General features: G+C 71.0%; 18 protein-coding genes and 3 pseudogenes. 12 read left to right on the top strand and 9 right to left on the bottom strand.

Features of this window, described 5'->3' with window-relative positions; translation table 11 throughout:
* Positions 1-3: 3 nt before the first annotated feature.
* The 3 genes from BT341_RS38875 to BT341_RS38885 are packed head-to-tail and all read right to left on the bottom strand — an operon-like array spanning position 4 to position 4,054.
* Positions 4-2,319, bottom strand: a complete 2,316-nt coding sequence (locus tag BT341_RS38875) for a [protein-PII] uridylyltransferase (protein ID WP_072480970.1) — start codon at positions 2,317-2,319, stop codon at positions 4-6.
* 11 nt (positions 2,320-2,330) lie between these two features.
* On the bottom strand, positions 2,331-2,669 hold the full coding sequence (locus BT341_RS38880; RefSeq protein WP_072480971.1) for a P-II family nitrogen regulator: 339 nt from the start codon (positions 2,667-2,669) through the stop codon (positions 2,331-2,333).
* A complete protein-coding gene (locus BT341_RS38885; protein WP_072480972.1) occupies positions 2,666-4,054 on the bottom strand; it encodes an ammonium transporter in 1,389 nt (462 codons plus the stop codon). The genes BT341_RS38880 and BT341_RS38885 overlap by 4 nt, the downstream gene beginning before the upstream one ends.
* 173 nt (positions 4,055-4,227) lie before the next feature.
* On the opposite strand from BT341_RS38885, the gene BT341_RS38890 reads away from it, so the two are divergent.
* Entirely contained in the window at positions 4,228-5,079 is an 852-nt protein-coding gene (locus tag BT341_RS38890) for a putative RNA methyltransferase (protein WP_072480973.1), read from the top strand.
* Between the two features lie 104 nt (positions 5,080-5,183).
* Positions 5,184-5,810, top strand: coding sequence for a (2Fe-2S)-binding protein (locus tag BT341_RS38895; protein WP_072480974.1), 627 nt, complete (start codon positions 5,184-5,186; stop codon positions 5,808-5,810).
* Between the two features lie 3 nt (positions 5,811-5,813).
* Here BT341_RS38895 and BT341_RS38900 read toward each other — a convergent pair.
* The 4 genes and pseudogenes from BT341_RS38900 to BT341_RS38915 all read right to left on the bottom strand — a co-directional run bounded on the left by BT341_RS38900 (position 5,814) and on the right by BT341_RS38915 (position 9,094).
* Positions 5,814-6,672, bottom strand: a pseudogene (locus BT341_RS38900) (sigma-70 family RNA polymerase sigma factor).
* A gap of 126 nt (positions 6,673-6,798) precedes the next feature.
* Positions 6,799-7,236: a VOC family protein gene (locus tag BT341_RS38905; RefSeq protein ID WP_072480975.1), complete on the bottom strand. Its 438-nt coding sequence runs from the start codon at positions 7,234-7,236 to the stop codon at positions 6,799-6,801.
* The gene (locus BT341_RS38910; RefSeq protein ID WP_143168784.1) at positions 7,233-8,531 is read right to left on the bottom strand and encodes a serine hydrolase; all 1,299 of its coding nucleotides are present in this window, start codon (positions 8,529-8,531) and stop codon (positions 7,233-7,235) included. Before BT341_RS38910 ends, BT341_RS38905 begins: the two co-directional genes overlap by 4 nt.
* Positions 8,532-8,566: 35 nt before the next feature.
* The gene (locus tag BT341_RS38915; RefSeq protein ID WP_072480977.1) at positions 8,567-9,094 is read right to left on the bottom strand and encodes a DUF3887 domain-containing protein; all 528 of its coding nucleotides are present in this window, start codon (positions 9,092-9,094) and stop codon (positions 8,567-8,569) included.
* 278 nt (positions 9,095-9,372) lie between these two features.
* Between BT341_RS38915 and BT341_RS38920 the strand changes: the two genes are divergently transcribed.
* The 4 genes from BT341_RS38920 to BT341_RS45770 all read left to right on the top strand — a co-directional run bounded on the left by BT341_RS38920 (position 9,373) and on the right by BT341_RS45770 (position 12,646).
* Positions 9,373-10,659, top strand: a complete 1,287-nt coding sequence (locus BT341_RS38920) for an O-acetylhomoserine aminocarboxypropyltransferase/cysteine synthase family protein (protein WP_072480978.1) — start codon at positions 9,373-9,375, stop codon at positions 10,657-10,659.
* Positions 10,656-11,132 carry a CoA-binding protein gene (locus BT341_RS38925; RefSeq protein ID WP_072480979.1) on the top strand — a complete coding sequence of 159 codons (477 nt, stop codon included), beginning with the start codon at positions 10,656-10,658 and terminating at the stop codon, positions 11,130-11,132. The genes BT341_RS38920 and BT341_RS38925 overlap by 4 nt, the downstream gene beginning before the upstream one ends.
* A 35-nt stretch (positions 11,133-11,167) precedes the next feature.
* Positions 11,168-11,923 carry an MBL fold metallo-hydrolase gene (locus BT341_RS38930; protein ID WP_072480980.1) on the top strand — a complete coding sequence of 252 codons (756 nt, stop codon included), beginning with the start codon at positions 11,168-11,170 and terminating at the stop codon, positions 11,921-11,923.
* 549 nt (positions 11,924-12,472) lie between these two features.
* On the top strand, positions 12,473-12,646 hold the full coding sequence (locus BT341_RS45770) for a hypothetical protein (protein WP_177329001.1): 174 nt from the start codon (positions 12,473-12,475) through the stop codon (positions 12,644-12,646).
* A 10-nt stretch (positions 12,647-12,656) separates the two neighbouring features.
* Here the strand turns inward: BT341_RS45770 and alc are convergent, their stop codons facing one another.
* The gene (gene alc / locus BT341_RS38935) at positions 12,657-13,670 is read right to left on the bottom strand and encodes an allantoicase (RefSeq protein WP_072480981.1); all 1,014 of its coding nucleotides are present in this window, start codon (positions 13,668-13,670) and stop codon (positions 12,657-12,659) included.
* Between the two features lies 1 nt (position 13,671).
* On the bottom strand, positions 13,672-15,000 hold the full coding sequence (gene allB / locus BT341_RS38940; protein ID WP_072480982.1) for an allantoinase AllB: 1,329 nt from the start codon (positions 14,998-15,000) through the stop codon (positions 13,672-13,674).
* Positions 15,001-15,130: 130 nt separating this feature from the next.
* Between allB and BT341_RS47750 the strand changes: the two are divergent.
* From BT341_RS47750 to BT341_RS38970, 6 genes and pseudogenes are all read left to right on the top strand, one after another.
* Positions 15,131-15,361: pseudogene (locus BT341_RS47750) on the top strand (thiamine-binding protein); the annotation flags it as partial.
* Between the two features lie 186 nt (positions 15,362-15,547).
* A pseudogene (locus tag BT341_RS38950) lies at positions 15,548-15,775 on the top strand (helix-turn-helix domain-containing protein); the annotation flags it as partial.
* A gap of 79 nt (positions 15,776-15,854) precedes the next feature.
* Positions 15,855-16,334 carry a 2-oxo-4-hydroxy-4-carboxy-5-ureidoimidazoline decarboxylase gene (gene uraD, locus BT341_RS38955; RefSeq protein ID WP_072480983.1) on the top strand — a complete coding sequence of 160 codons (480 nt, stop codon included), beginning with the start codon at positions 15,855-15,857 and terminating at the stop codon, positions 16,332-16,334.
* Positions 16,331-16,648 (top strand): hydroxyisourate hydrolase, encoded by a 318-nt coding sequence (gene uraH, locus BT341_RS38960; protein WP_072480984.1) that lies wholly within the window; start codon positions 16,331-16,333, stop codon positions 16,646-16,648. The genes uraD and uraH overlap by 4 nt, the downstream gene beginning before the upstream one ends.
* A 3-nt stretch (positions 16,649-16,651) precedes the next feature.
* Positions 16,652-17,533 (top strand): factor-independent urate hydroxylase, encoded by an 882-nt coding sequence (gene pucL / locus BT341_RS38965; protein WP_072480985.1) that lies wholly within the window; start codon positions 16,652-16,654, stop codon positions 17,531-17,533.
* A 95-nt stretch (positions 17,534-17,628) separates the two neighbouring features.
* Positions 17,629-18,189, top strand: coding sequence for a TetR/AcrR family transcriptional regulator (locus BT341_RS38970; protein ID WP_072480986.1), 561 nt, complete (start codon positions 17,629-17,631; stop codon positions 18,187-18,189).
* Positions 18,190-18,238: the final 49 nt, after the last annotated feature.

The following is an 18,238-nucleotide window of genomic DNA, read 5'->3' on the forward strand; positions in this document are numbered from 1 at the left end:
CCGTCACGACGCCGCCGCCAGGATCGCCTGCTCCACCTCGCGACGCCAGCCCGGCTCGATGCGGCCGCCGCGCGGCGTCACCGCGAACGAGTCCACCACCGCGCCGCCCAGCGTCGACACCTTCGCCCAGCGGACCTCCGCTTCGCAGCGGCGCAGGGCGCCCGCGACCCGGAACAGCAGGCCGATCCGGTCGGCCGCGCGCAGTTCGAGGACCACCGTGTCGGGTCCGGTCGTCTCGTCGTCGAACCAGAGGACCTTCGGCGCGACGGGGGCCGCGTCACCCGAGCCGTAGTCGCGTTCCTTCGCGGCCAGGCGCTGGGTCAGCGGCAGCGTGCCGGCGACAGCGCGGGCGAACTGCTCACGCAGCAGCGTCGCGTCCGGCAGGGAGCCGAACTTCGGTGACGCCGTGAACACGCCGGCGCGCCCGCCGTCGTGACCGCTCAGGACGGCCGAGTGCACCTCCAGGGAGTTCAACGCCAGGACGCCGGCCGCGGGCGCGAGCAGCTCGGCGCGGGCCGGCACGGCGAGCAGCACCGTGACGACCTTGCCGTGCGCGCTGATCCGGATTTCGCCGGTGCCCGAGGCGACAGCCTGCGCGACGAGCTCACGCTGTTCGTCGCTCAACGGTTCCGGCGCGGTGAACACCTTGCCGCGCAGGACTTCTTCGCAGCCGGTGACGAGCTCGGCGAGCAGCCGCGCCTTCCAGTCCGTCCAGACACCGGGTCCGGTGGCCAGCGAATCGGCCTGCGTGAGCGCGTGGAGCAACTCGACCAGGACGAGATCGCTGTCGAGGGTCTTCACCACCCGCGCGACCGTGGCCGGTTCGCTGATGTCGCGGCGCGTCGCGGTGTGCGGCAGCAGCAGGTGGTGGCGGACCATCGCCGACACCGTGCTCACGTCCGCCGGGCTCAGCCCGAGCCGCGTCGCGACCTGGGCCGAGATCTTGGCGCCGAGCTCGGAGTGGTCGGCGTCGCGGCCTTTGCCGATGTCGTGCAGCAGCGCGCCGATCAGCAGCAGGTCCGGCCGCGAGACCGTCGTGGTGAGCTTGGCCGCCTCGACGCAGGTGCGGATCAGGTGCCGGTCGACGGTCCACTGGTGCACCGGCGAGCGCGGCGGCAGGTCGCGGACCGCGCCCCACTCGGGGAACAGCCGGGACCACAGCCCGGTCCGGTCGAGCGACTCGACCGCGTCGACCAGGCCCTCCCCCGCGCCGAGCAGCTCCACCAGGGCGTTCAACGCCTCGGCGGGCCACGGCGCCCGCAGTTCCGGCGCGGACTCGGCCAGTGCTTTGAGCGTGCCGAGCGCGATCGGCTTCCCCGTGCGCGCCGACGCGGCGGCGACGCGCAGCAGCAGTGCCGGGTCCTTCGCCGGGACGGCGTCGCGGGCCAGCGCGACCTCGTTCCCGTGCAGGACGACGCCTTCGGCCAGCGGAGTCCGCGAAGGCCGGCGTCCGAACCGTGGCTTCGGCGGGTCCACAGTGGACCGCAGGGCGACATCCAGCGCGTAGGCGATCGTGCGACCGGCGCCGGAAAGCTTGCGGGCCAGCGTGAAGCGGTCACCGAAGCCGAGTTCGGCGGCGACCAGCTCGGCCTCCGGCGCGGACAGGATGTCGCGTTCCCGCCGGATTTCGCGCCGCAGCTCGGTGCGGACGTCCAGCAGAAGCTCTTTCGCCGCCAGCAGTTCTTCGCCAGGACGCGCGGTCAGCTGCGCGGCGGCCAGCGCCTCCAGGACGGCGAAGTCCCGCAGCCCGCCCCGGCCGTGCTTGAGATCCGGCTCGGCGGACTGCGCGATCTCGCCGCTGCGCGCCCAGCGCTGCCGGACCGACGCCGTCATGCCCGGGATCTGCTTGCGCGCGGTGCGGCGCCACTGGTCCCGCGCCGCCGCGACCAGACGGCCGGTCAGCTCGGCGTCGCCGGCGAGGTGCCGGGCGTCGAGCAGGCCCATGGCCGTGCGAAGGTCCTCCGAAGCGACCTTCAGTGCTTCGCCGGGTGTGCGGACCGAGTGGTCGAGCCCGACTTTCGCGTCCCACAAGGGATACCAGAGCGCGTCCGCGATCTCGCCGACGCCGCTGTTGCCGTTGTGCACCAGCAGCAGGTCGAGATCCGAGAACGGCACCAGTTCCCGGCGGCCGAGCCCGCCCACGGCGACCAGCGCGACACCCGGTTCCGCGGTGTCGACGCCGGCCGCCGAGGCTCCCCTGCCCAGCCAGAACTCGTAGAGGTCGACCAGGGCCGCCCGCAGTGCGGACGCCCCCAGCCTCCCGTGCCTGCCCTCGAGCAGTCGCTCGGTGGCCTTGACCAGTTCGCCCCCGTCGGCCATGTCGCGGTCGCCTATAGGGCGTCCGTGCCGCGCTCGCCGGTCCGTACCCGGATGACGGTTTCGACCGGGGTCACCCACACCTTGCCGTCGCCGATCTTGCCGGTGTGCGCGGCGGTGGTGACGGCCTCGAGGACCTTCTCCACGTTGGTGTCGTCGGTGACGACCTCGATCTTCAGCTTGGCCACGAAGTCGACCGAGTACTCCGCGCCGCGGTAGACCTCGGTGTGGCCCTTCTGCCGTCCGTAGCCCTGGACCTCGCTGACCGTCATGCCCAGCACGCCCAGCTGCTCCAGCGCGGAGCGGACGTCGTCGAGCGTGAACGGCTTGACAATCGCCGTGATGAGCTTCATGCCTTGCTCTCCTCGAGTTTCGCGGCCGGGGTGGCGGACTTGACCGGGATGGTCGTCGGGTGACCGAGGCCACCGCCCGCCCCGGTGAAGTCGTAGGCGCTCTCCGCGTGCTGGGCTTCGTCGATGCCGGTGACTTCGTCCTCGGTGCTGACGCGGAAACCGCCCGCCTTCTTGATCACGAAGCCGATGATGAACGACAGCACGAAGGAGTACGCGAGCACCGCTCCGGCGGCCAGCGCCTGACGGCCCAGCTGGGTGAACCCGCCGCCGTAGAACAGGCCGTCGGCGCCGAGCGAGTTGACGCTGGTGGTGCCGAAGAAGCCGATGAGCAGGGTGCCGACGATACCGCCGACCAGGTGGACGCCGACGACGTCGAGCGAGTCGTCGAAGCCGAGCTTGAACTTGAGCGAGATGGCCAGCGCGCACAGGACGCCGGCGATGAGGCCGATCGCGATGGCCCCGATCGGGCTCACGAAACCACACGCAGGGGTGATCGCGACGAGGCCGGCGACCGCGCCGGAAGCCGCGCCCAGGGTGGTCGGCTTGCCGAACTTGAGCTGCTCGACCAGCAGCCAGCCGAGGACGGCCGCGGCGGTGGCGACGGTGGTGTTGGTGAACGCAACCGCGGCGAGGTCGTTGGCGGCCAGCGCCGAACCGGCGTTGAAGCCGTACCAGCCGAACCACAGGAGCGAGGCGCCGAGCAGCACGAACGGCACGTTGTGCGGGCGGCCGGTGTCCTTCGGCCAGCCCTTGCGCTTGCCGAGGACGATGGCCAGTGCGAGGCCCGCGGCACCGGCGTTGATGTGGACCGCGGTGCCACCGGCGAAGTCGAGTGCCTTGAGGTTGTTGGCGATCCAGCCGCCGACGGAGTTCGCGCCGATGAAGCCGTTGAAGGAGAACACCCAGTGCGCGACCGGGAAGTACACGATCGTCACCCAGATGACGACGAACAGCGTCCAGCCCCAGAACTTCGCGCGGTCGGCGATGGCGCCGGAGATCAGCGCGGGCGTGATGATGGCGAACATCAGCTGGAACATGACGAACGCAAGCACGGGCAGCGCGTCCGAACCGGGCCAGGCGACCGCCGGGCTCGAGTCGGTGGCCGCGACCGCGAAGCCGGCGAGCTTCCCGAAGGTGTTCTCCAAGCCGGCGAAGTGGAAGTTACCGAGCAGACCGCCGAAGGCGTCGTCGCCGAACGACATCGAGAAGCCGTACAGGGCCCACAACACCCCCACCACGGCCAGTGCGATGAAGTTCATCATCAGCATGTTCAGGACGCTCTTCGCGCGGACCATGCCGCCATAGAAGAACGCCAGTCCTGGGGTCATGAGCATGACCAGCGCGGCGCTGGCCAGTACCCACGCGGTGTCTCCTGCGTTCAGCACATCGTCCTCCCGTGCCCTGGGTTGGTGCGATGGCAGTTTTGGCGCGCGGTGTTTCACGGGGCGGCGCGCGAGGTTTCGCCCGCGTGAACTGTCCGCGCCCGGTTGTTACGGCCAGGTTTCCCGGGACGTGTCCTGGAGTGTCCGGTTGCGTTACGTCGTGGTCGAATATCCCCATGACCTCCGACGACCGCGGGAATGACCCACTGCCACCTCGGGTCGTGGAGGCGTTGCGCTGTTCGGTGTGCGGCGCGGCGCTGGAGGCGGTCGAACGCACGCTGCGTTGCCGGAACCGCCACTCGTTCGATCTAGCCCGCCAGGGTTACGTGAACCTGTTGCACGCGCGAATCCCGGCCGGGACGGCGGACACGGCACCGATGGTGGCGGCCCGCGCGGACTTCCTCGCGTCGGGCGCCTACCGGCCGCTGGCGGACGAGCTGGGCCGCGTGTGCGCGGAGGCGGGCGGCCTGGTGATCGACGCGGGAGCGGGCACGGGCTACTACCTGGCGCACGTCCTGGACGCGGCCCCGGACGCAGTGGGCCTCGCGCTGGACGTCTCGGCGGTGGCGTTGCGCCGAGCGGCCCGCGCACACCCGCGCCTGGGCGCGGCGGTGTGGAACCTGTGGGAGCCGTGGCCGGTTGCCGACGGGGTGGCGTCGGCGGTGCTGAACGTCTTCGCGCCACGCAACGGCCCGGAGTTCCACCGTGTGCTTCGGCCGGGCGGCTTGCTGACGGTGGCGGCCCCGGCTCCGGACCACCTCGGCGAGCTGGGCGACCTGGTGCTGACGGTGGACGAGCGCAAGGAGGAGCGCCTGGACACCGCACTGGGCGGGCATTTCGCCCGAACGGGACGGACGGAGATCCGCCGGAAGGCAGAGCTGACGCCGCAGCAGGTACGCCAGGCGGTGGAGATGGGCCCGACGGCATTCCACCTCGACCGCGGCGACCGCCGCGCCCGCCTGGACGCGCTGACGGAACCCCAGACGGTGACGGTGTCGTTCACGGTCTCGACGTACCGGCGGCTGTAACGGATCCCGCCGGCTCGCCGCGCTCGCTGGACCCGCCTCGCCTCATCCCGGCGCGCTCGCGTCCCGACCAGCTCACTCGACCAAGGTCTGGAAAGCTGGGAGCCGTGAAGCCCGACTGGACCGCACCCGCGACCCGGCTCGCGGACGCCGAGTGGGTGCGCGCCCGCGTCGGCGGCGCGGCCAAGCTCTACGGCTGCGCCCGGCCGGAGGTCCTCGGCACGATCTGGTGGTACTCGCTCTCCTCCGTCCTCGTGGCGCCCGCGATCGAAGGGCTCGTCGCCGGGACGCCGGCCGACCCGTCGCTGGACGCGATGGAGCTGGACCTCCTCGCCGACGGCCGGTTCCTCGGCGCCCGTTCCATCCGTCGCCTCGACGGCGGCCTGCCCGAACTCGGCGCAGCGTTCGCCGGGGCGCTCCGGACCGCCATCACGACGATCGCCGACGTCACCGGAGCCCGTGCCCGGGCGCTCGGCGCCATCGCCACCGACTCGATCGCCAACCGGCTGCTGTGGACGCCCGACCCGGAACGGGCCGTGGCGCTCGCCGAGCCGCTCGTCGCCGCGATCGGCCTGCACCTGCCGAAGCCGCGCTTCGTCCGGGTCGGCCGCACGCCCGCCGTGCGCCGGGCGTCGTGCTGCCTGATCTACGAAGCCGGCAACCCGAAGTGCGTGAGCTGCCCACGCCAGACTCCTGCCGAGCGCGACGCCCGGCTGCGCGCCGCCCTGGGCTGAGCCTCAATCGAGCACGGCCAGCTCCAGTTGCCGAAGCCGCTCCGGGTCCGCGATGACGTCGATGCCGGTGATCCGGTCGCCGTCGACCTGGAACGCCAGGACGACCGACAGCCTCCCCTCGCGACCCCACAGCAGCCCGGGCGAGCCGTCGACGAGCGCCAGTTCGCTGGCGCGGGCCCGTTCGGAGGCCAGCACCGCGCCCTCGCGCACGCTCTCGACGCCCCGCAGCACGACCGGCGCCGGGCTCGGACCGACGAACCGGTCGGCGTGCAGCACCACATCCGGGTCGAGGAGGGCCAGCAACGCCTCGAAGTCCCCACCCCGCGACGCGGCCAGGAAGGCCTCGACGACCTTCCGCCGCCGCGGCAGGTCCGCATCCGCCACGGCACCGCCCTTCACCCGGCGCCGGGCCCGGCTCGCGAGCTGCCGGGCCGCGGCCGGTGTCTTGCCGATCATCGGCGCGATCTCGTCGAACGGCACGGCGAACATGTCGTGCAGCACGAACGCGACCCGTTCGGCCGGCGCGAGTGCGTCGAGCACCACCAGCAGCGCGAGCCCGACCGAGTCGGCCAGCTCCGCCTCCTGTTTCGGGATCCCGGCGGGCTTCACCCGGCTCCCGCCGGCCGTCGAGCGGCTCCTCGCGGTGGTTGCGACGCGTGCGGAGCATCGACAGGCACACCCGGGCGACGACGGTCGTCAGCCACGCGCCGACGTTCTCGACCTCCTCCGTGTCGGTGCGGTGGAACCGCAGCCACGCTTCTTGGACCGCGTCGTCGGCTTCGCTCGCCGAACCGAGCATCCGGTAGGCGACCGCGCGCAGCCGTGGCCGCTCCCGCTCGAACTGCTCGGTCACCACGTCCACCGCGTCGCCCCTTCCACCGCTGTCATCGCAGTAGACCCCGCGACGGCAGCCGATGTGACCGGAACGCCTCGGCGCCGCGAGTGATCTCCGTCATCGATGGTCAGGGTGCGCGTGCCACCCGGTGGCTCAGAGCACGCAGAACTCGTTGCCCTCCGGATCGGTCATGAGGATGTGGTCCGGACGGCCGTCCAGCTGGTACTCCCGTACCACCGTCGCACCGGCCGCGGTGAGCCGGGCGACCGCTTCGACGACCCGCTCCCACCGTGTCTCCCACGGCACCTCACGCCCCCCGCCGGCCTGGACGTCCAGGTGGAGACGGTTCTTCACCACCTTCCCTTCCGGCACCTTGAGGAAACTCAGGTTCGGCAGGACACCTTCCGGATCGCTGAGGTAGGCGCCGTCGTCCCACTCTTCCTCCGGAACGCCGTGGTGGGTGAACCAGGCCTCCCAGGTCGCGAACCCGGCGGGTGGCGGCCGCTCGATGTAGCCGAGGGCCACCGCCCAGAACCTCGCCAGCGCGCGGGGTCCCGCGCAGTCGATCGTCAGGCTCCAGCGCACCGTCACGGACGAAGCGTAGCCGCGAGGAGCGCCATTGCGCCCTTCGCGACGGCGATTCCCCGTGCCGCCACGTGGTTTTCGTCCAACGGCGCGGCCGGGTCCGACACCATGACGCTGGTGACCAGCGAGCGGCCGTCCGCGGTGCGCGCCAGGTAGTTCAAGGTCAGCACGCCGGGTTCGCTGCCGCCCTTGAACCAGACCTCCGGGAACTTCGCCCGGTCGAGCCCCAACCCACCGTCGTTCAGCGACAGCGCGTGCGCGATTTCCGGCTGGTTCTCCTGCTGCAGGCCGGAGAACGCGCGGCACATGTCGTCCGGTGAACCGAACCACTCGATGTCGTCGATCTTCTCGGGGGCCTGCCAGCCTTGGAGGCCGGTGAGCGGCAGCCGTTCCAGCCCGGCTACCGCCGCCGGCCGAGCCCAGCGTGGCAACGCCAGATACGCGTCGGCGCGGGCCGGGTACTGGGTGGCCTTGAGCTCGAACATCGCTTTCGTGGTCAGGAACGGCACGTTCGCCGACGGCCGCTGGTTGCCGAACGCGGTGAGCTGCCACTGGACGGCGTCCCGGCCGAGCCGGTGGATCAAGTGGTCGGTCGCGGTGTTGTCGCTGATCGAAATCATCTTGTCGGCGTACTCGGACAGAGGCAGTCGCATGCCGGCCGGTTGGTTCTGCAGTACTCCGGACGGCAGGCTCTTCCAGTCGTCCCGAATGGCCAGCTGCTCGGTCCACGAAGCCTTGTGCTCGGCAACGGCCCTGCCGAGCGCGCCCAGGACGTAGAGCTTGAACGCCGATCCCAGAGGTCGCTGCACGTCGTCACGCACGCCGTGCACGTCCCGGCAGCTCCCATCCGGGAGGATCTCCGACGCGCCGAACGACACGCGCGCGCCGAGCGCCGCCAGCTGCGCGTCGACCTCCGGCCACGACGACGGCGCCGGATCGTCCGGGCTCGCCCGCAGGCTGTCGATCAGCCCGGCTGCATCCACGTGCAGGTCGAGCCGGTAGTCGTCGGCGGAGCCGTGGACGGCGGCCTCGACGTGGTCGGGCGTCTCGGTGACGACCCGTTTCACCTGCACCGGGCCGAGCCGGGCGAGCGCGGCGTTGATGCCCGCCGTGCCGCCCGCCGCGGTCAGCAGGACCTGAGCGACGTGCTCGCGCACCTCGGCGTCCGGTACCGGGACACGCCCGGTCGCGTCGACGACCCACTCGAGCTGCTGCGCCGCCGTGGCCACTTCGGCGGCTTGGGCCGCCGGACCCACCAGTGGCGCCAGGACCACGGCCACGCCGGCTATCGCTGCCCTCATCATTCCCCCTGCCATCGTTTCCCCCTTAGTCGCGCCTACTCCTCAGCCGGCCGGATCCACAGCCCGGCCACCTGCCCGTCTTCGCGGTAGGTCACCAGCACGGTCCGGTCCCCCGCCTCGAAGGACAGCGGCATGTGAACGACCGTGTAGTCGCCCGTTGACCGCGCATACGGCTCCCCCATCCGCTCGTACCGGCCGACCGATCCGGCCACCTGCGCCCAGGCGAGCCGCAGCTCGTCCTCGCCGACCGCCTCACGCATGCGGTCGTCGAAGTCCCGGCGCACTTCGTGCCACTGGCAGCCGACGAGTTCCGCCACGAGTTCTTCGGCGCGGTGGATCGCGTCGGGCAGTTTCAGCTCCGCCATGGACTCTCCCGTCGCCGGATCGACCGGCCTGCCGAACCGCTGGAAGGCGGCTTGCCTGCTGGTGCCCAGCAGATCACCGATCTCCTGCCACGTGTGCCCGGCGGCCCTGGCCGCGTCCACCGCTTCCCGCAGTGCCGCCTCGGCGTCACGGACCTTCCGCAGCGCCTCGCCGATCACGGCCAGTGGTTCGCCCGGCACAGTGTCAAGATTGGATTGACGCGGCCGCTGTGTCAAGTCTTTCTTTACGTGCGCACGCTGTCTGCGAGCAGCGCTCCGACAAGTGGCGTCGCAGTACAGGCGATTTCGCCCAGCTCCTCGCCGAGGTGGCAGCGGCTTGCCACACGCAGCACAATTCATGCTTTCGAGTCTAGCGCACGCAATGATATTCCGTGCTACGCTCGGCAGCACGAAATGGTCTCGCCCACCTCCTGGGAGGCGTGGCCACCCGGAGGGGAGGACGGTTACGGTGATAACCGATGAGTGAACGCACCTGGGGCTTCCGCACCCGCGCACTGCACGCGGGCGGAACCCCCGATCCGGCGACCGGCGCGCGAGCCGTGCCGATCTACCAGACCACGAGCTTCGTCTTCGAAGACGCGGCCGACGCGGCCAACCTGTTCGCGCTGCAGAAGTACGGCAACATCTACAGCCGTATCGGCAATCCGACCGTGGCCGCGTTCGAGGAGCGCATCGCCAGCCTCGAAGGCGCGATCGGCGGGGTCGCCACGGCGAGCGGGCAGGCCGCGGAGTTCCTCACCTTCAGCGCGCTCACCGAGGCAGGCGACCACATCGTGTCGGCGAGCGGCCTCTACGGCGGCACGGTCACGCAGCTCAGCGGCACGCTCAGGCGGTTCGGCGTCGAGACGACGTTCGTCAGCGGCGGCATCGACGACTACGCGGCCGCGATCACCGAGCGGACCCGGCTGCTCTACACCGAGGTGATCGGCAACCCCGGCGGCGGCATCGCCGACCTCGCGGCGCTGGCGGATCTGGCCCATGCCCACGACATCCCGCTGGTGGTCGACGCGACGCTGGCGACGCCGTACCTGTGCCGGCCGATCGAGCACGGTGCCGACATCGTGCTGCACTCGGCGACGAAGTTCCTCGGTGGCCACGGGACGACCCTCGGCGGGATCGTCGTCGAGTCGGGGAAGTTCGACTGGGGCAACGGAAAGTTCCCGCGGATGACCGAGACCGTCGAGAGCTACGGCGGGCTCAAATACTGGGAGAACTTCGGCGAGTACGCGTTCTGCACCCGGCTGCGCGCCGAACAGCTGCGGGACATCGGCGCGGTCCTTTCTCCCCACTCGGCTTTCCTGCTGCTGCAAGGAGTCGAGACGCTGCCGCAACGGATGGACGCGCACGTGGCCAACGCGCAGGCCGTGGCGGAGTACCTCGAAGCCGACCCGCGGGTGGCGTGGGTGTCGTACGCCGGGCTGCCCGCGCACCCGCACCACGACCTGGCCCGGAAGTACCTGCCCGCGGGACCGGGCGCGGTGTTTTCGTTCGGCATCGAGGGCGGCCGGGCGGCGGGCGAGAAGTTCGTCGAATCGGTGGAACTGCTGTCGCACCTGGCGAACGTCGGCGACGCGAGGACGCTCGTGATCCACCCGGCGTCGACCACGCACGCGCAGCTGTCCGAGGAGCAGCTCGCCGCCGCGGGTGTCGGCCCCGACCTGATCCGGCTGTCGATCGGGCTCGAGGACGTCGACGACATCCTGTGGGACCTCGACCAGGCTCTCGGCAAGGCGGTGGCCGGATGACATATGCGGTCGGAGCCGTCGAGCGGCGGGCGATCCTGAACCGGACGAAGTCGGTGACGCTGGTGGGCGCGTCGGCCAACCCGGCACGGCCCAGCTACTTCGTCGCGACCTATCTGCTCTCGTCGACTCGCTACGAAGTCAACTTCGTCAATCCGCGGCTGGACACGTTGCTCGGCAAGCCGGTGTACGCGTCGCTGAAGGACGTACCCGGCGAGCTGGACCTGGTCAGCGTGTTCCGGAAACACGACGACCTGCCTCAGGTCGCCGAGGAGGTCATCGACGCCGGCGCGCGGACACTGTGGCTGCAACTCGGGCTGTGGCACGAGCCGGTGGCCGACCGGGCGCACGCGGCCGGGCTGGACGTCGTGATGAACCGGTGCGTGAAGATCGAACACGCCCGGTTCGCGGGCGGGCTCCACCTGGCCGGATTCAACACCGGCGTGATCAGCTCGCGGAGGCAGTCGGGACCGTAGGGAAGAGAACGTCCGTTCCCGCTGTTGGCCGGGGTATGACCGAGAAACTGGGGATCACCTTGTCCGGCGGCCCGACCGCGCTCCTGGAGCTGGGCGGCCTGCGACTGCTCACCGACCCGACTTTCGACGCCCCCGGCGATCATCCGATCGGCGACCGCGTGCTCGTCAAGACCGAGGCGTCGGTGCTGACCGAAGAGGCGGTCGGCGTGGTGGACGCAGTCCTGCTGTCCCACGACCAGCACCCCGACAACCTGGACGACCGCGGTCGCGCCTACCTCGCGACGGTGCCGTTGACGCTGGTCACGCCGACCGGCGCCGAGCGTTTGGGCGGAACTGCGCGGGGTTTGCGACCGTGGGAGGAGACGCGCGTGGGACCGCTGACGGTCACCGCGGTCCCGGCCTTGCACGGCCCGGAGGGCGCCGAGCCCATGACCGGACAGGTCACCGGGTTCGTCCTGAGCGGCGACGGACTGCCGACGGTGTACGTCAGCGGGGACAACGCGTCGGTCGACCTGGTGCGCGAGATCGCGTCGCGGTTCCGTATAGACGTCGCGGTGCTGTTCGCGGGCGCGGCTCGGACAAAGCTCTTCGACGGCGCTCCCCTGACGCTGACCAGCGCGAACGCCGCCGAAGCGGCGAAGGTACTCGGCGCGGCGAAGGTGGTGCCGCTGCACTTCCGCGGCTGGCAGCACTTCAGCGAGGGCGCAGACGTGCTGCGAAAGGAGTTCGAGGCAGCGGGCCTCACGGACCGGCTTGTTCTGCTGGAACCCGGAGAGCGCGCGGAGGTCTGACCCGGCGCGGGTCCGGCCCGGCGGACGGAGGTCAGTCGAACCTGGGATCGCGCGGGCCCGGCGCAGCCCGCCACCCACGGGGGTCCGACGACCCCGGCGAACACGAGATCGTGCGGGTTCAGGCAGTCCGGACACCCGCGGCCCGGCGCCGCCCTGGGCAGAGCCGGGGACGCACGGTCAGCACCCGTTCCCAGCAGACGGAACGCTGGCTCCGCAGCGTCCGGGGCTGGGTTCGCATCGGTCGGCACCACCCCGGCAGCGGGCCGACCGCGCGGGTGAACGCTGCGCCTGCGCCCGCAGAACCTCGGCACCGCACCCGCCACGGGCCACACACCCAGCGAGCCGGTTCCGCACCGCCCCGGCACCGGCCCGCGCTTGTTGGCGCCGACTGCGCATGCCGGAGGTCGGTACCCGCCTCAGCACACGGCCCGCGGGGCCGCTGGGCCGCTGGGTCGTGGGAACGGCCCGTCGTGTGCCGGGCCCGGCAGAGCGAAGCTCCAACCAGGGAGCGGGCGGAAGGCCGACCGGCCTCCGTGAGAGGCTGGCGGTATGGCCAAACCGACCCCGCTGCAGTTCCGGAACATCCTCGTTGCCGTCTTGGCGGCCGCGGGCTTCGTCTGGAGCGTCGTCGTCGGGCTGCCGTGGTGGGTCAGCGCGATCATCGGCTGTGCCTGCGTTCTGTCGCTGGCCTCCGCCTACCTGAACCGTCCGAACGCGAGTTGACCTCGCGGCTTCAGCGCGTCTTCGCGAACCGGGCCTTCAAGTTCGTCCGGCCCGCTTCGGTCAGCCGGCCGAACAGCCGCAGCCTCGCCAGCCCGCCGTCCGGATAAATGTCCAGGCGGGCCTCGGTTACCTCCGGGCCGTCCTTCAGCGCGAACCGGTGGCGGGTGTCCGGCTGCAGGCGCGTCTTCGGCAGCAGATCCACCCACTCGCCATACGTGTCGCGGCCGCTCACCGATGCCCAGCCCGGGGCGTTGCCCTTCAGGTTGCTCGTGTCCAGCTCCGCGAACCGGACGATTCCCGCGCCGGCCAGGCGGAGGGTCACCCAGTCGTTGCCGTCGTCGCGGCGGCGGGCCGTCTCCCAGCCCTCTGCCTGGTGCGCCGCCAGTCCGGGCGAGAGCATGTTGTTCGGCGACGAATAAAACTTGTTGCTGCAGCCGGTGACCACGGCACCGTTCTCCAGGGCCGCCAGGTCGAGCGCGTCCAGGTCGAGCAGGTCCGGGTCCGGGATCGGCGCGCCGTGCACGCGGAGCCGCGCGACGCCGCCGTCCGGGTGCTGGGTCAACCGCACGTGCGTGTACCGGCGCGAGCCGTTGACCGCGTAGAAGTTCTCCGTGTGGCCGGCTGCCGGGGCGCGGTCGACCAGGACGTCCCAGTCCGCCGACAGCAGCTCGGCCGCGCTCGGGTAGCCCGGCACCGACGTCGCCTCGACCGAGACGAACGGCGGGTAGTTGCCCTTGAAGAACGCCGTGTCGACGATGACGCCCGCGACTGTCCCGGCCAGGCCCAGCCGCAGGATCGCCTGGTCGTCGCCCGGTTCGCGGTGGCGGCGGGTCTCCCAGCCGTCGTAGACCTGGCCCTTCGGGCCGAACGTATCGGCGCGGTGCGCCGGCGCCCACGGGTTGACGAGGTTCTCCTTCTCGGCGAACAGCTCGTCGGTCGCCCACATCACGGTCCCGCCGAAGCGGCGCGACGCGAGGTCGGGCAGTTCCGTCCACTCCGGACGTTCGGACACCACAGCCTCCATTTCAGCAGTCCCCCCGGGTCAGCAACGCGCCGCGCGGCTCGTCGCCGGTGATTTCGGTGCCCCGCAGCCACGTCGAACGCACCACGCCGGCGAGCGGGCGGCGGTCGTAGGCGCTGACCGGGTTGCGGTGCTTCAGTTTCGCGACGTCGACCACGAACGCCTCGTCCGGCGCGAACACGCAGAAGTCGGCGTCGAACCCCACCGCCAGGTGGCCCTTGCGGCGCATCCCGGCCTGCGCGGCTGGACGTTCGGCCATCCAGCGGACGACGTCGGTCAACGCGAACCCACGTTGCCGCGCCTGCGTCCAGACCGCCGGCAAGCCCAGCTGAAGGCTCGAAATCCCGCCCCACGCGAGACCGAAATCGCCGCTGTCGAAGCGTTTCAGCTCCGGGGTGCACGGCGAGTGATCGCTGACGACGCAGTCGATCACGCCGTCGGCGAGTCCCTGCCAAAGCAGCTCGCGGTTCGCGGCCTCCCGGATCGGCGGGCAGCACTTGAACTGCGTCGCGCCGTCGCGGATTTCCTCGGCGATGAAGCTGAGGTAGTGCGGGCAGGTCTCCGCGGTCAGCGCCACGCCGTCGCGGCGTGCCTCGGCGATCAGCGGGAGAGCGTCCGATGAGGACAGATGCAGGATGTGCGCCCGCGCGTTGTGGCGGCGGGCCGCCTCGATCACGTGCGAAATCGCCAGATTTTCCGCCGTGCGCGGCCGGGATCGCAAGAAGTCGACATAGCGACCGCCGTGCGGCTCCGGCGCTTCGTCGATCTCGTGCGCGTCTTCGGCGTGGACGATCATCAGCGCGTCGAAGGAGCTCAGCTCCCGCAACGCTTCGTCGAGGCCGGCCGGGTCGAGCGGCGGGAACTCGTCGACGCCCGAGTGCAGCAGGAAGCACTTGAAGCCGAACACGCCGGCGTCGTGCAGGCCCCGGAGGTCCGCGAGGTTGCCGGGAATCGCGCCACCCCAAAAGCCGACGTCGACGTGCACCCGGCCGGTCGCCGCCTTGCGCTTGACCTCCAGGGCCGCGACGTCGACGGTCGGGGGCAGGCTGTTGAGCGGCATGTCCACGATCGTGGTCACGCCGCCGGCGGCGGCCGCGCGGGTCGCCGTCTCGAAGCCCTCCCACTCGGCGCGGCCGGGGTCGTTCACGTGGACGTGCGTGTCGACGAGTCCCGGCAGCAGCACGACGTCGTCGCCGAGGTCGAGCTCGCGATCGCCGGACAGCGACGCGCCGCCGGGTTCGACCGCGACGATCCGCCCGCCGTCGACGCCGACCGTCGCCGGTACCTCACCCTCCGCCGTGACGGCTCGGGCCGCGCGCACCACAAGATCCATCCGAAAACCCTTCTCCGGGAGGATGACCACCGCCGATTTTCACACTACGGAAAGGCGGTTTCGCACAACGACAGTAACCACGGCGCGCGCCGCTCGTCAACGACGGACGCGGCGCGTTACGGTCATCCTCGTGCGGCTTGAAGCGGAGTTCACGAGCGAACCGTTCCGCGGCGAGGGTTCGCCGCCCGAGCACGCGCTCGCCGCGCGCGACGCCGCCGCGGAAGCAGGGTTGGAGACCGACTTCGGGCCGCTCGGCACCCTGGTGAGCGGCGACGCGAAGGAAGTTCTGGAGGCGCTGCCGGCCATCGCCCGGGCAGCGCTCGACGGCGGCGCGACCCAGGTGACGCTGCAGGTACGCCGCCCCGCGGCGAGCAACCCGCCGGCCGACGAGGACACGGCAGCCCAGCACCGGCGCTCCGCAGCGAGCGAAGCGTCCCGAAACAACGCCACGGCAAGCCACCCGCCCACCAGCGCAGACACGACCGGCACAGGACGCCGCGGTACGGCGAGTGAGGCGGCCGCGAACTCCGCGACCGGCGAAGAGCCCGCTGCGCCGGTCGGGTTGAACGATGCGCTCGCCCGGCTCATCGCCGACGTCGAGCGGGAACTCGGGTCCCCGCTCGGCGATCTCGACCGCGCCGGGAAGCAGCGCGCCGTGCGGTTGCTGCGCGAACGCGGGGCCTTCGGGCTGCGGAAGTCCGTCTCGTCCGTGGCCGACGCGCTGGGCGTCACGCGGTTCACCGTGTACAACTACCTCAACCGGGAAGCGGACTGACCAGCTCTTTCAACAAAATGTTGACGGAACTCCGGCGCCGACGTACGGTCAGCGGGACGCCACTCACGAGGAGTTCCCCGTGCCGCTCACCCTCACCGACTTCAACACCGCCGCCGCGGCCGACATCCGTCCGGTGCTGACGGCCTGTCTCGCCGTGCCGCGGTGGGTCGATGCCGTCGTCGACGGCCGTCCGTACGCCGACCTCGATTCGCTCAAGGCGGCCGCCGACCTGCCGCTGCGCGATGACGAGATCCGGCTGGCCATGGCCGCGCACCCGCGGATCGGGGAAAAGCCGGCACAGCAGGGAACCGAAGCCGACTGGTCGCGTAACGAACAGTCCGGTGTGGACAACGCCGGCGCGTTCGCCGCCGCGAACGCCGAGTACGAAGCCAAGTTCGGGCACGTCTACCTCGTCTGCGCCAGCGGCCGCAGCGGCGACGAGCTGCTCGAGATCCTCAAGAGCCGGCTGGACAACGATCCCGCGACGGAACTGGCCGTCGCCGGGCGGGAGCTGCTCAAGATCGCCGCACTCCGGCTCGCCAAGGCGGTGACCGCGTGAGCCTCGTGACGACGCACGTGCTCGACACGGCGAAAGGGCGCCCGGCGGCAGGGATCGCCGTCCGGTTCGAGACCGCCGCGGGGAAGCCGATCGCCGAAGGGCGCACCGACGACGACGGCCGCATCCGCGAGCTGGGCCCCGAGACCCTCGACCCGGGCGTCTACCGCCTGGTCTTCGACACCGGGGCCTACCTGGGCCCGGACGCCTTCTTCCCGGAAGTGGCGCTCACCTTCCGGATCACCGACGGCGCGTCGCACCACCACGTGCCGCTCCTGCTCAGCCCGTTCGCCTATTCGACCTACCGAGGGAGCTGAACCGTGGCCATCACCCTGGGCCCCAACCAGTACGGCAAGGCGGAGGTCCGCCTGGTGTCGGTGCGCCGCGACGGCCCCGTCCACCACCTGAAGGACCTGACCGTGTCGACGTCGCTGCGCGGCGAGCTGGCCGCGACGCACCTCACCGGCGACAACGCCGGCGTGCTCGCGACCGACACGCAGAAGAACACCGTGTACGCCTTCGCGAAGGAGGCGCCGGTCGGCGAGATCGAGGACTTCGGCCTGCGGCTGGCGCGGCACTTCACGTCCACGCAGGAGAACATCACCGGCGCGCGGATCAAGATCGACGAGCACGGCTGGGACCGGATCACGGTCGGCGGCGAGCCGCACGACCACGCGTTCAGCCGCGCGGGCGACGAGCGGCGGACGACGGCGGTGACGATCCAGGACGGCCGCGCGTGGATCGTGTCCGGCGTCGACGGCCTGACGCTGCTCAAGTCGACGGGCTCGGAGTTCCACGGCTTCCCGCGCGACCAGTACACGACGCTGGCCGAGACCGACGACCGGATCCTCGCCACGGCCGTGACGGCGCGGTGGCGCTACCGGGGCGACGGCATCGACTGGGCGGAGAGCCACCGCGAAATCCGGCGGCTGATGCTGGAGACGTTCGCGACGAAGCACAGCCTTTCGCTGCAGCAGACGCTGTACGCGATGGGCGAGGCGGTGCTCGAGGCGCGCGGCGAGGTGGCGGAAGTACGGCTGTCGCTGCCGAACAAGCACCACTTCCTGGTGGATTTGAGCCCGTTCGGGCTGAAGAACGACAACGAGGTGTTCTACGCCGCGGACCGGCCGTACGGACTGATCGAGGGCACGATCCTGCGCGACGACGCCGAGGACCCGGGCCCGGCGTGGGATCTGCACTGACCGGCCCCGCACGGAACTCCGGGCACGAGGAGCTTGATAGAACGCTCTACCAACTCGCGTATCCTCGACCCGTGGCAGGGACCAAGGAACGCATCATGGCCGCCGGCGCCGAGCTCTTCCGGCGCAACGGCTACACCGGTACCGGGCTGAAGCAGATCGTCGCGGAGGCGAATGCTCCCTTCGGGTCGCTCTACCACTTCTTTCCGGGTGGCAAGGAGCAACTCGGCGAGGAGGTCATCCGGACCTCCGGGCTGTCCTACATCCAGCTCTTCGACCTCTTCATCGCGCCCGCGCCGGATCTCGTCAGCGGGATCGAAGCCTTCTTCGCCGCCGGGATCGCCACCCTTCAGGCCACCGACTACGTCGAAGGGTGCCCGATCGCCACCGTTGCCCTCGAAGTCGCTTCCACCAACGAACCCCTCCGGCGGGCCACCGCCGACGTCTTCACCGCCTGGATCGATGCCGGGACCGAAAAATTCGGCAAGTTCGGGCTCGGGCGGGAGGCCGCTCGGACGCTCACCATCACCGCCGTCAACAACCTCGAAGGCGCCTTCGTCCTCTGCCGCTCGCTGCGGGACACCGAGGCCATGGCCGTTGCCGGAGCCGCGACCGTCGAGGTCGCTCGCAAGCTGCTCAACGAGAACGCACAACTTTAGTCGGGAATCCAACACGAACCACCAAGATGGCGCTTGACCGCGCAGCAGT

The organism is Amycolatopsis australiensis (assembly GCF_900119165.1).
Classification (GTDB): domain Bacteria; phylum Actinomycetota; class Actinomycetes; order Mycobacteriales; family Pseudonocardiaceae; genus Amycolatopsis; species Amycolatopsis australiensis.